Origin of the sequence: Paraburkholderia susongensis, from assembly GCF_900177725.1 — a bacterium.
Taxonomy (GTDB): Bacteria; Pseudomonadota; Gammaproteobacteria; order Burkholderiales; family Burkholderiaceae; genus Paraburkholderia; species Paraburkholderia susongensis.
In genome coordinates this window covers 400,059-411,738 of sequence record NZ_FXAT01000002.1, presented here as the reverse complement: position 1 = coordinate 411,738, position 11,680 = coordinate 400,059, and the positions used below count along the sequence as shown (strand labels likewise).

The 11,680-nt window shown below is 65.1% G+C and carries 11 protein-coding genes; 9 read left to right on the top strand and 2 right to left on the bottom strand.

Going from position 1 to position 11,680, the window contains the following annotated elements; genetic code table 11:
• The first annotated feature begins 272 nt into the window (after positions 1-272).
• The 7 genes from rimO to B9Z01_RS36625 all read left to right on the top strand — a co-directional run bounded on the left by rimO (position 273) and on the right by B9Z01_RS36625 (position 6,940).
• Positions 273-1,658 carry a 30S ribosomal protein S12 methylthiotransferase RimO gene (gene rimO, locus B9Z01_RS06955; RefSeq protein ID WP_085481510.1) on the top strand — a complete coding sequence of 462 codons (1,386 nt, stop codon included), beginning with the start codon at positions 273-275 and terminating at the stop codon, positions 1,656-1,658.
• A 3-nt stretch (positions 1,659-1,661) separates the two neighbouring features.
• Entirely contained in the window at positions 1,662-2,624 is a 963-nt protein-coding gene (locus B9Z01_RS06950) for a sugar kinase (RefSeq protein WP_085481509.1), read from the top strand.
• A gap of 85 nt (positions 2,625-2,709) precedes the next feature.
• Positions 2,710-3,894: a beta-ketothiolase BktB gene (gene bktB, locus B9Z01_RS06945; protein WP_085481508.1), complete on the top strand. Its 1,185-nt coding sequence runs from the start codon at positions 2,710-2,712 to the stop codon at positions 3,892-3,894.
• A gap of 89 nt (positions 3,895-3,983) precedes the next feature.
• Entirely contained in the window at positions 3,984-4,694 is a 711-nt protein-coding gene (locus B9Z01_RS06940) for a hypothetical protein (RefSeq protein ID WP_085481507.1), read from the top strand.
• 232 nt (positions 4,695-4,926) lie between these two features.
• Positions 4,927-6,111, top strand: coding sequence for a cystathionine beta-lyase (locus B9Z01_RS06935; RefSeq protein ID WP_085481506.1), 1,185 nt, complete (start codon positions 4,927-4,929; stop codon positions 6,109-6,111).
• Between the two features lie 196 nt (positions 6,112-6,307).
• Complete coding sequence (locus B9Z01_RS36100) at positions 6,308-6,757, top strand: hypothetical protein (RefSeq protein ID WP_244195948.1); 450 nt, start codon at positions 6,308-6,310, stop codon at positions 6,755-6,757.
• Positions 6,758-6,808: 51 nt separating this feature from the next.
• Entirely contained in the window at positions 6,809-6,940 is a 132-nt protein-coding gene (locus tag B9Z01_RS36625) for a hypothetical protein (protein WP_275937488.1), read from the top strand.
• A 74-nt stretch (positions 6,941-7,014) separates the two neighbouring features.
• Here B9Z01_RS36625 and serB read toward each other — a convergent pair whose 3' ends face one another.
• Positions 7,015-7,854: a phosphoserine phosphatase SerB gene (gene serB, locus B9Z01_RS06925; RefSeq protein WP_085481505.1), complete on the bottom strand. Its 840-nt coding sequence runs from the start codon at positions 7,852-7,854 to the stop codon at positions 7,015-7,017.
• 205 nt (positions 7,855-8,059) lie between these two features.
• On the opposite strand from serB, the gene B9Z01_RS06920 reads away from it, so the two are divergent.
• Positions 8,060-9,295 carry a cytochrome P450 gene (locus B9Z01_RS06920; protein ID WP_085481504.1) on the top strand — a complete coding sequence of 412 codons (1,236 nt, stop codon included), beginning with the start codon at positions 8,060-8,062 and terminating at the stop codon, positions 9,293-9,295.
• 58 nt (positions 9,296-9,353) lie between these two features.
• Here the strand turns inward: B9Z01_RS06920 and B9Z01_RS06915 are convergent, their stop codons facing one another.
• Positions 9,354-10,316, bottom strand: a complete 963-nt coding sequence (locus B9Z01_RS06915; protein ID WP_085481503.1) for a LysR family transcriptional regulator — start codon at positions 10,314-10,316, stop codon at positions 9,354-9,356.
• A gap of 211 nt (positions 10,317-10,527) precedes the next feature.
• Between B9Z01_RS06915 and B9Z01_RS06910 the strand changes: the two genes are divergently transcribed.
• Positions 10,528-11,544, top strand: coding sequence for a zinc-binding alcohol dehydrogenase family protein (locus B9Z01_RS06910; protein ID WP_085481502.1), 1,017 nt, complete (start codon positions 10,528-10,530; stop codon positions 11,542-11,544).
• Positions 11,545-11,680 lie beyond the last annotated feature (136 nt).

The following is an 11,680-nucleotide window of genomic DNA, read 5'->3' as shown; positions in this document are numbered from 1 at the left end:
GTTCGGCAAATGCGCATTACGTTGCAGGTGGAGGAGGGATGCCGCCCGCAGCAGCCATGGAAATCGTAAGATCTTCGGCCGCACGCCGCACGCCGCACGCCGCACGCCGGTCGATATGGAGGAATCGGGCGTTTCCGCGACGGGCGGTAATGAGCACAAGGCCAATCGAGCCATGCTCGGCTTGGCGCTGCCACCCGACGCCTATTTTGGGTCGGAGAACCGCAAATAGCTGTAAACTCTCGACTTTGCTGCCATTCCAAGATTCCCCGCACATGTCCAAGCTGCACAGCGTCAACCCGTCCGAAGCACCTCGCGTGGGCTTCGTTTCCCTCGGCTGCCCAAAAGCCCTAGTCGACTCCGAGCAAATCATCACCCAACTGCGCGCCGAGGGTTACGAAATCTCCGGCACTTACGACGGCGCGGACCTCGTGGTCGTCAACACCTGCGGCTTCATCGACGAAGCGGTGCAGGAAAGTCTCGACGCGATCGGTGAGGCGCTCAGCGAAAACGGCAAGGTGATCGTAACGGGCTGCCTCGGTGCGAAGAAAAGCGCGAGCGGCTCGGGGCTGATCGAGGAAGTGCATCCGAAGGTGCTCGCCGTGACCGGCCCGCACGCGGTCGGCGAAGTGATGCAGGCGGTGCACAATCATCTGCCGAAGCCGCACGATCCGTTCGTCGATCTCGTGCCGGCCGCGGGCGTGAAGCTCACGCCGCGCCACTACGCGTATCTGAAAATTTCCGAAGGCTGCAACCACCGCTGCACGTTCTGCATCATCCCGTCGATGCGCGGCGATCTCGTCTCGCGCCCGGTCGCCGAGGTCATGCTCGAAGCGGAAAACCTCTTCAAATCCGGCGTCAAGGAACTGCTCGTCATCTCGCAGGACACGAGCGCCTACGGCGTCGACGTCAAATACCGCACCGGCTTCTGGAACGGCAAACCGATCAAGACGCGCATGACCGACCTCGTCGGCGCGCTCGGCGAACTCGCCGCGCAATATGGCGCGTGGGTGCGTCTGCATTACGTGTATCCGTATCCGAGCGTCGACGAAGTGATTCCGATGATGGCCGAGGGTCCGTACAAGGGCCATGTGCTGCCGTACCTCGACGTACCGTTCCAGCACGCGCATCCCGAAGTGCTGAAGCGCATGAAGCGTCCGGCCAATGCCGAAAAGGTCATGGAGCGCGTCAAGGCATGGCGCGAGATCTGCCCGGATCTGACGATCCGCAGCACGTTCATCGCGGGCTTCCCCGGCGAGACCGAAGAGCAGTTCGAGACGCTGCTCGATTTCATCCGCGAGGCGGAGCTCGATCGGGTCGGCTGTTTCGCGTACTCGCCGGTCGAAGGCGCGAGCGCCAACGAGCTCGACGGCGCGCTGCCGGACGAAGTGCGTGAAGAACGCCGCGCGCGCTTCATGGAAGTGGCCGAGCAGGTGTCGGCGAAACGCATCGCGAAGAAGGTCGGCAAGACGCTGAAGGTGCTCGTCGACGAAATCAACGACGACGGCGGCATCGGCCGCACCGCGGCAGATGCGCCGGAGATCGACGGCGTCGTCTACGTCGCGCCGGCGACGAAAGCGTCGAAGCGCTATAAGGTTGGCGATTTCGTGTCGGTGAAGATCACCGGCGCGGACGGCCACGATCTGTGGGGCGAGGTCTGAGTGATGACAGCAAACGCGACAGTGAACGCGGCCGCACGGCCTGAAGCTCGAACGCCGGAGATTCTCGCGCTCGGTGAGGCGATGATCGAATTCAATCAGTCGGCGAAAAACGAGCCGAACTACCTGCAGGGCTTCGGCGGCGACACGTCGAACTTCTGCATCGCGGCCGCGCGCCAGGGTGCGAGGACCGGCTTCGTGTCGGCGGTCGGCGCCGATCATTTCGGGCGTTTGCTCGTCGATCTGTGGGAGCGCGAGCAGGTCGACACGTCGTTCGTGCACGTCGATCAGCAGGCGCCGACCGGCGTCTATTTCGTGTCCCATGGCCCGAGCGGCCACGCATTCGACTATCTGCGCGCGGGCTCGGCGGCAAGCCGCTATGCGCCGGCCGATCTGCCGCGCGATGCGATTGCGGCGGCGAAGGTCGTCCATCTGTCCGGTATCAGTCTCGCGATCAGCGTGAGCGCCTGCGACGCGGCGCTCGAAGCGATTGCGCATGCGCGCGCGAACGGCGTGCGCGTGAGCTTCGACACGAACCTGCGCCTGAAGCTGTGGCCGCTCGCGCGGGCTCGCGCCGTGATGCTCGAGGCGATCCGCCAGACCGACATCTGCCTGCCGAGCTGGGACGACGTGACCGAACTCACGGGACTGACCGGGCGCGACGAGATCGTCGATTTTCTGCGGTCGCAGGGGCCGGGCGTGGTCGCGCTGAAGCTCGGCAAGGACGGCTCGTATATCGCGACGCCGAACGAGCGGCGCGTCGTGCCGGGCCACGTCGTCAACGCCGTCGACGCGACCGGCGCGGGCGACTGCTTCGGCGGCGCGTTCATCGCGCGCATCGTCGCGGGCGATGATCCTTTTACCGCCGCGCGTTACGCGAACGTCGCCGCGGCACTGTCGACGCAAGGCTATGGCGCGGTCGCGCCGATTCCGTTGCGCGAGACAGTCGAACGGCTGCTGGCGGGCTGAGCGTCACAAGTTACGAGAACCGTGAGCCGCGTTGCGCGGCTCGCCGGGGCAAGATCATCTTGAGAGACTGGAAGAGGAGCGAGCGATGCAACGGGACGTAGTGGTGGTAAGCGGTGTGCGCACGGCAATCGGCACATTCGGCGGCAGCCTCAAGGATTTCGCGCCGACCGATCTCGGCGCGCGTGTCGTGCGCGAGGTGCTGGAGCGCGCGAGCGTGTCGGGCGATGAGGTCGGGCACGTCGTGTTCGGCAACGTCGTGCATACCGAGCCGAAGGACATGTACCTGGCGCGCGTGGCGGCTATCAACGGCGGCGTCGCGCAGCACACGCCCGCGCTGACCGTGAACCGCCTGTGCGGCTCGGGCTTGCAGGCGATCGTTTCGGCCGCGCAAAGCGTGCTGCTCGGCGACGCCGACATCGCGATCGGCGGCGGCGCGGAAAACATGAGCCGCGCGCCGTACTCGATGCCCGCCGCGCGCTTCGGTCAGCGCATGGGCGACGCGCGCCTCGTCGACATGATGGTCGGCGCGCTCAACGATCCGTTCCAGTCGATCCATATGGGCGTGACCGCCGAGAACGTCGCGCGCAAATACGAGATCTCGCGCGAGGCACAGGACGCGCTCGCGCTCGAATCGCACCGCCGCGCGGCGCACGCGATCACGAGCGGCTACTTCAAGGAACAGATTCTGCCGATCACGATTGCGTCGAAGAAAGGCGACGTCGTGTTCGACACGGACGAGCACGCGCGTCTGAACGCATCGATCGAAGACTTCGCGAAGCTGAAACCGGTGTTCGTGAAGGAAAACGGTACGGTGACGGCCGGCAACGCGTCGGGCATCAACGACGCGGCCGCCGCGGTCGTGCTCATGGAGCGCAGTGTTGCCGAGCGGCGCGGCGTGAAGCCCTTGGCGCGGCTCGTGTCGTACGCGCATGCGGGCGTCGATCCGGCGTACATGGGCATTGGGCCGGTGCCGGCGAGCCGCAAGGCGCTCGAGCGGGCGGGCCTGACGGTCGCCGATCTCGACGTGATCGAGGCCAACGAAGCGTTCGCCGCGCAGGCCTGCGCGGTCAGCAAGGAGCTGGGTTTCGATCCGGCCAGGGTCAATCCGAACGGCTCGGGCATTTCGCTCGGCCATCCGATCGGCGCGACCGGCGCGCTGATTACCGTCAAGGCGTTGTACGAGTTGCAGCGCATCGGCGGACGTTATGCGCTCGTGACGATGTGCATCGGTGGCGGGCAGGGAATCGCGGCGATCTTCGAGCGCATCTGACCTCGGGCGGCAAGCCGGTGCGGGCAAGGTATCAGGCAGTGGTATCAAGCAGAGGTATCAGGCAGGATCAGGCAACAAGGATGGAAGGGATGCGGGAATCGAAAGTAATGAAGGGTTTGCCATCGAGCACGCCGGTGCACGTGGCGGGGCGCACTGCAATGCGCACACTGCGGCGGAGCGCTTGCGCGATGGCGAGTGTCGCCGCGCTGCTGTGCGCGAGCGCGGCGCTGTGGATGCCGTCGCAGGCATGGGCGCAAAGCGATGCGGTCAAGGAACTGGCGGCGCCGCCGCCGATTCAGCTGCCGCTCAAACCGAGCCCCGAGTTCGCCAAGTTTCCGCGTTACGCCGGCACGCTCGGCAAGCGTCCCATCGTGCTGCGGCTCGGCCGGAAGACCGACGATCCGTCCGGCGTGCATGGCGAGTATCAGTACACCGATACCGGCGAGGTGATCCTGATCGCGGGTGACCGCGTTGACGATACGCTCGAAGTCGAGGAATCGAACGACGGCACGCATATCACCGGCAACTGGGTCGGCAAGTTCGGCGCTGACGGCGCGCTCGAAGGAGACCGGATGAATGTCGACGACTCCGACCCGCAGCCGTTCGATCTGAAGCCGCTGGCGGCAGGGCAAGCGGTGCCGGCGGCCGGCGCGCCTCGCGCGGCCAATACGGGAGCGCCGCAGCCGGCTCCCGCGGCGCAGCCCGCGGCAAATGGCGCAGCCACCGGTGCGGTAGCGCCGTCGCCTGCTACCGGCAGCCACGCGGTCGGCGGTGTCAGCAACCTGCAAACCGGTGACTGATGTTGCCGCCGGCTCTAACGTCGGAATCGCGCGGCATGGGCGGCCTGTGCCGCGGCTCATGCCAGTTGCACCATTTGCACCCGTTGCGCCATCCGCGTCACCTGCACCGCTCGCATCGCGCGCTCGACGCAAGCCGGCCGGCGCGTCTACGCTTGCGTAGACGGTGCATCGGCCGCAACCGTGCATGCGCCACTTCCATTTCGCTTTCCCGGTTTTTTCATCGAACTTCACCATGACCCAAACCAAACTCAAACGCGGTCTGCAAACCCGCACCGTGCGTGCCGAGGATCGCATCACACCGGGCTTCGAATCGTTCTCGACGCCGGTCACGCGAGCCTCGACGGTGGTGTTTCCCGATCTCGCGACGATGCGCGCGCTCGACTGGAAAAACGACGCGCAATGGCGCTACGGCCTGCACGCGACGCCGACTTCGATCGCGCTCGCGCAGCGCCTCGCGGCGATCGAAGGCGGCAATCATGCGTTGCTGCAGCCGTCGGGCCTATCGTCCATCTCTAACGTGTACTTCGGCCTCGTGAAGACCGGCGACGACGTGCTGATTCCCGATAACGTCTACTCGCCGAACCGCGATCACGGTGACTGGCTCGCGCGCGATTTCGGCATCACGGCGCGCTACTACGATCCGCTGATCGGCGCGGGCATCGCCGATCTGATCCAGCCGAACACGCGCCTGATCTGGATCGAGGCACCCGGCTCGGTGACGATGGAAGTGCCCGACGTGCCGGCCATCACGGCGGCGGCGCGCGCGCGCAACGTCGTCACCGCGATCGACAACACGTGGTCCGCCGGCATCGCATTCCGGCCGTTCGATCACGGCGTCGACATCTCGGTGCAGGCGCTGACCAAGTATCAGTCGGGCGGCGGCGACGTGCTGATGGGCGCGACGATCACGGTCGACCGGGAACTGCATCTGAAGCTGAAGGCGGCGCGCATGCGCACGGGCATCGGCGTTTCATCGGACGACTGCTCGCTGATTCTGCGCAGCCTGCCGAGCATGCAACTGCGTTTCGCGCAGCACGACCGCGCTGCGCTTGCGCTCGCAAAGTGGTTGAAGACCCGGCCGGAGATCGCCGCGGTGCTGCATCCGGCGATCGCCGATTGCCCGGGGCACGAGGTGTTCAAGCGCGATTTCACCGGCGCGGGCGGCCTGTTTTCGGTCGTGTTCGACGAGCGCTACAGCGCGGCGCAGATCGACACGTTCTGCGAGTCGCTCGAACTCTTTTCGCTCGGCTGGAGCTGGGGCGGCGCTCATAGCCTCGCGATGCCATACGACATCGCCTCGATGCGCACCGCGGCGCAGTGGCCGCACCGCGGCACGCTGGTGCGCTTCTACATCGGTCTCGAGGAAGAGGAAGATTTGCGCGCGGATATCGAGCAGAGTCTCGCGGCGCTGGCTTGACGCGCCAGGGTCTCATTCGCTGTTGCTGCATCCGAAGATGCCCGCCGGGATGTGTTCCCGGCGGGCTTTTTATTGGCCGGAGATAGCTCGAACTGAAGCGGCAAACCCAACCATTCGGCTGAATGGTCGAAGCGACATCGCGACACTACGATGGTACGGATTCCGACTAACGATTGCCGCGTGCGGGTGAGCTTCGATGAATCTTTTCTTCTGGATGCTGTTGAATCTAGCGGTGCCGATTGCGGGTCCGATTTTCACGCTCGCGCTCGTCGCGCCCGCATACGGACGGCGCGTTGCAACGATGCTGATTGCGGCGTCGGTGAAGGACGGACAATTGTTCTGGTGTGCTATCGGATTGTGTGCCGCCGCGATCTATGAGACGGTGACGGCGTTGGAGCAGGGCAGTCGGCAGACGTCGTTGCTTGCGCTCGGTATTGTCAGCTTTTGCGGGCTGGCGTTTTGCTCTTCCATTGTCGTGATGGCCAGCCTGCTCAATGTGCGACGCGACGGGCCAGGCGCAGGTATCGGTGAGAGGCAGACAGAGTGGGTGGTTGGCAAGTTCTCGCATACGGCGATAGGCATGTCGATTTTTATTGTCTGCCTGGTGGCTTTGCTATTTGCGGTCCTGCACATTTACTTGAACTAGTTTTCTGGGATAGTGCAGCCTCTATACTGGTCCTCTCTCACGGAGGAACTTATGAAGCAATTTCTCTTGTCCTTGGGATCGGATAAAAATCACGACCGCATATTAAAAGGGGTTTTGGTCGTCAGCATCCTGCTTTCCATCACCATGCTGGCGGCGTTTCTTCCCGGTATCTTCAACAGATAACGCTGCGGCGCGCGCGGTTCGTTAGCGCGGCGGTTGGTATGCCGGCGCGCTATCCCAGCTTCAATGCGTCAGTTTCAGAACAACCGCAGCAACCCGTCCAGTCCAACATGGTTGAACGACACGCTCGCCGCTTCCCGCACCACCGGCTTCGCGCGGAAGGCAACGGAGAGTCCCGCTTCGGCCATCATTTTCAGATCGTTCGAGCCGTCGCCCATCGCAATCGAGCGCGACGGTTCAATGCCCAGCGTCGAACAGGTCTCGCGCAGCGTGCGCGCTTTCACATCGGCATTGACGATCTCGCCAATCACGTTGCCCGTCAGCCTGCCGTCCACGATTTCGAGCGTGTTTGCACACGTGAAATCGAGACCGAGGCGCGCCTTGAGCTTTTCGGTGAAGAACGTAAAGCCACCCGAGACGAGCAGCGTTTTCAAACCCGCCTGTTTCGCACCGGCGAGCATCTTTTCGGCACCCGGCGACAATTGCAGCCGTTCTTCGTAAACACGTTCGAGCGCGCCGGCATCGAGACCCTTCAACAGCGCGACGCGGCGCGTCAGGCTTTCGTTGAAGTCCTTGATCTCGCCGCGCATCGAAGCCTCGGTGATCGCCGCGACTTCCGCCTTGAGCCCGCAGAAGTCGGCGATCTCGTCGATGCATTCGATCGTGATGAGCGTCGAATCCATGTCCATCGCAACGAGGCCGAAGTCGCGCAAGGCGCGGCCCGCTTCGACAAACGCGTAATCGAGCTGGTGGGTCTGGCAATACACTTCGACGTCGGCGCGCTGGGCGATGTGCGCGTCGGCAATGCGAATCGCATTCGCGTCGATGACGGTGGCTTGCGAGCCGCGCGCGAGTGCGACGAGGGTTTTATGGTGGTCGGCGGAGAGGGGCGCGGTGCTTTGAATGACGAGGTTCATGGACGACCCGTGACGCGGGAAGAAATGGACGCGCGGCGCGCGCGGAAAATCCCGCTATTGTATCGGTTCCGCGCGCCACGCCGGCGCATGCGGCTGTCCGCGCCGCCGTGCAATCCGGCGGCGCGCGGTTCATACTGGCGCATCGACGTACCGCCACAGGCCACACCAACCCGGGCGCAACAAGACGCCCTCATGGAGACAACGCATGACCCCCGCGAGCGCCAGCGACGCATCTTCTCTTGCCCGCGACTTCGATCTGCGCCATTTGAGCCCGGCGTTCTATGCCGATCCGTATCCGGTCTATCACGCGTTGCGCACCCATGAGCCGGTCAAGCGCATGCCGGACGGCTCGCTGTTCCTGACGCGCTTTCGCGACGTGCAGGCGGTCTACCGCGACCCGAAGACGTTCAGCTCCGACAAAACCGTCGAATTCCGCCCGAAATACGGCGACTCACCGCTCTACGCTCATCACACGACGAGCCTCGTCTTCAACGATCCGCCGCGCCACACGCGCGTGCGCAAGCTGATCGCCGGTGCGTTGACGGCGCGCGCGATCGCGGCGATGGAACCAGGCCTGATCCGGCTCGTCGACAGCCTGCTCGATGCGGCCGCGCAGCGCGGGCATATCGATCTGATCGGCGAGTTCGCGTCGGCGATTCCGGTCGAGATCATCGGCAATCTGCTCGACGTGCCGCATGCCGAGCGCGCGCCGTTGCGCGACTGGTCGCTCGCGATCCTCGGCGCGCTCGAACCGTCGCTGACCGGCGCGCAGTTCGAGCGCGGCAATCGCGCGGTCAGCGAATTCGTCGATTATCTGCGCGGGCTCGTCGCGCGGCGCCGCCACGAATCGGGCGATCCGCAGCACGACGTGCTGACGCGGCTGATTCAGGGCGAGGGGCCGGGCGAGCAGTTGTCGGAAGCGGAACTGCTGCAGAACTGCATTTTCATTCTGAACGCCGGGCACGAGACGACGACGAACCTGATCGGCAACGGTCTCGTCACGCTGACCGAATGGCCCGGCGAGCGTGCCGCGTTGCTGCGCGAGCCGTCGCTGATCGACACGGCCGTCGAGGAGTGCCTGCGCTTCGAGAGCTCGAACCAGCTCGGCAACCGCATGGCGACCGCCGACACGGAAATCGGCGGGGTCGCGCTCGCGCGCGGCACGCCCATCACGCTGTGCATCGGCGCGGCCAATCGCGACCCCGAGCAGTTTTCGGAGCCGGACCGCTTCGACATACGCCGCGAGCCGAACCGGCATCTTGCATTCGGCTTCGGCATTCATCAGTGCGCGGGCCTGTCGCTCGCGCGGCTCGAGGCGCGCATCGCGATCGGACGTTTCGTGCGGCGCTTTCCGCGCTACCGTCTCGACGGCGAGCCGACGCGCGGCGGCCGCGTGCGCTTTCGCGGCTTCGCGGCGGTGCCGGTCGAACTCGAGCCTTGACGCGGTCCCGATCGTGTATCAACTCCGCTTTGAGCCGTGATGCGGTCCCGATCGCGCATCAGCCCTGTTCGACCGGCTCGCGATCCCAATAGGGCGGGTCGCCGAAATGCGCGGCAAGAAAGTCGATGAACGCGAGTGTCTTCGGCGGGACGAACACGCGGCTCGGATATACCGCCCAGATCGCGACGTTCTCCGCGAGCGGATAGCTGTCGAGCACGCTGACCAGTGCGCCGCTGCGCAAATAGGGCGCCACGTCCCAGGTCGATTTGAGCGCGATGCCGAAGCCGGCGAGCAGCGCGTCGCGGATCACTTCGCCGTTGTCGGTGGCGAGGCGGCCGCTCACGCGAACGTCGAGGGCGCCTGCCGGCGTCACGAATCCCCAGTCGCGCTGATCCGACAGGATGATGCACTCATGCTGAGCGAGTTCCGACGGATGATGCGGCGTGCCGCGCGCCGCGAGATAGGCGGGCGCCGCGCACAGCACGCGGCGATTTACGGCGAGGCGCCGCGCGATCAGCGACGAATCCTTGAGCGCGCCGACGCGAATCGCGACGTCGATACCCGCGTCGACGAGATCGACGAGTTGATCGGTCATTCGCAAATCGACGCTGACGCCGGGATAGTGGCGCAGAAATTCGCTGATGACGGGCGACACGTGCTGGCGCCCGAACGAGGACGGCATCGTCACGCGCAGGCGCCCCTGCGGCTCGGCCTGCGCGCGGCCCACCGATGCGCGCGCGACGGCGGCCGCGTCGAGCAGCGCCTCGGCGCGCGTCATGAACACTTCACCGTCCTGGGTGAGGCTGATGCGGCGCGTGGTTCGATGTAGCAGGCGCGCGCCGAGCAGCTTTTCGAGCTGCGCGAGCCGCGAACTTGCCACCGCCCCCGACAAGCCGAACTCGCGCCCGGCCGCCGATACGTTGCCGAGCAGCGCGGCGCGTACGAACAGCGCGACGTCGAGCAGGTCGAGCCGTTCCCGCCCGCGGGGCAGCACCCGGTCGCCAGAGTCTGGGATCTTCATTATTCTGAAAAACAAAAAAATGTTTCAGCCATTATGACTGTTTTATCAGAATAAGAATCCGCCTACGATAGGGTTCATGGAATCGCCGGTGATGACGGAAGACGGAAGGCGCAAGCCGTCACCCGCCACCCGCATGGACCGGCGATCCGTTGCCTCATCTGAATGCCAACAGACGCCATTTGAACGTCATCTGAACCAGCAAGGAGCAGCCATGAAAGCCGTCGGACTCTACCGTTATCTGCCGATCGATCACGCCGAAGCGCTCGTCGACGTCGACATTCCCAAGCCCGAAGCGAGCGGACGCGATCTGCTCGTGAAGGTCGAGGCGATCTCTGTGAACCCGGTCGACACCAAGGTGCGCGCGCCGAAGGACACCGTCGAGAAAACGCCGCGCGTGCTCGGCTGGGATGCCGCCGGCACGGTCGTCGCAGTCGGGCCGGAGGTCACGCTGTTCAAGGTCGGCGATCCGGTGTTCTACGCGGGCAGCATCACGCGGCCGGGCGCGAACAGCGAGTTTCATCTCGTCGACGAGCGGATCGCCGGGCGCAAGCCGGCGTCGCTCGATTTCACGCACGCGGCCGCGCTGCCGCTCACCGCGATTACCGCGTGGGAAGCGCTGTTCGACCGCCTCGGCGTGTCGCCGCAGGGCGCGCATGAAGGCCGCACAGTGCTGATTTTCGGCGGCGCGGGCGGGGTCGGCTCGATCGGCATCCAGCTCGCCAAACAGCTCGCCAGGCTCCAGGTGATCGCGACCGCGTCGCGTCCTGAATCGGCGAAATGGGCGAAGGAGCTGGGCGCGGATCACATCGTCGACCATTTCGGCGATCTGCCCGCGCAACTGAAGGAAATCGGCATCGAGCAGGTCGACTACGTGCTGATCTTCAACGATACCGACAGGAACTTCCCGGTCGCGGCGCAGCTCGTCAAGCCGCAGGGCGGCATCTGCACGATCGTCGAAAACAGCGAGGCGCTGCCGGTCGAATTGCTGAAGACGAAGAGCGCCGCGTTCCACTGGGAGTTCATGTTCACGCGCTCGATGTTCGGCACGCCGGACATGATCGAGCAGCACAAGCTGCTGACCGAGGTCGCGCGCCTCATCGACGCGGGGACGCTGCGCACGACGCTCGGCGAGAACCTCGGCAGGATCAACGCGGAGAATCTGCGCCGCGCGCATCGGCAGCTCGAGCAAGGGCGCGCGATCGGCAAGCTGGTGCTGACGGGTTTTTGAGCCGGATACGTGATGAGCGGAGCATGGCTGGCGGCGCGGTGGCGCGCGCCGGCCATGTGCGTTTTTCCCTCGTTTGGCGCGGCCATGACGGCGATATACGGCGATCCGATGCCTCGCCGCGCCAGCCCCACACGCG

Excerpts from the sequence above, each read along its gene's own strand:
- B9Z01_RS06940 (WP_085481507.1), top strand. The coding sequence starts at position 3,984 with ATGCGGGAATCGAAAGTAATGAAGGGTTTGCCATCGAGCACGCCGGTG.
- B9Z01_RS06950 (WP_085481509.1), top strand. The coding sequence starts at position 1,662 with ATGACAGCAAACGCGACAGTGAACGCGGCCGCACGGCCTGAAGCTCGA.
- B9Z01_RS06910 (WP_085481502.1), top strand. The coding sequence starts at position 10,528 with ATGAAAGCCGTCGGACTCTACCGTTATCTGCCGATCGATCACGCCGAA.
- rimO (WP_085481510.1), top strand. The coding sequence starts at position 273 with ATGTCCAAGCTGCACAGCGTCAACCCGTCCGAAGCACCTCGCGTGGGC.
- B9Z01_RS36625 (WP_275937488.1), top strand. The coding sequence starts at position 6,809 with ATGAAGCAATTTCTCTTGTCCTTGGGATCGGATAAAAATCACGACCGC.
- B9Z01_RS06920 (WP_085481504.1), top strand. The coding sequence starts at position 8,060 with ATGACCCCCGCGAGCGCCAGCGACGCATCTTCTCTTGCCCGCGACTTC.
- B9Z01_RS36100 (WP_244195948.1), top strand. The coding sequence starts at position 6,308 with ATGAATCTTTTCTTCTGGATGCTGTTGAATCTAGCGGTGCCGATTGCG.
- B9Z01_RS06935 (WP_085481506.1), top strand. The coding sequence starts at position 4,927 with ATGACCCAAACCAAACTCAAACGCGGTCTGCAAACCCGCACCGTGCGT.
- B9Z01_RS06915 (WP_085481503.1), bottom strand. The coding sequence starts at position 10,316 with ATGAAGATCCCAGACTCTGGCGACCGGGTGCTGCCCCGCGGGCGGGAA.
- serB (WP_085481505.1), bottom strand. The coding sequence starts at position 7,854 with ATGAACCTCGTCATTCAAAGCACCGCGCCCCTCTCCGCCGACCACCAT.
- bktB (WP_085481508.1), top strand. The coding sequence starts at position 2,710 with ATGCAACGGGACGTAGTGGTGGTAAGCGGTGTGCGCACGGCAATCGGC.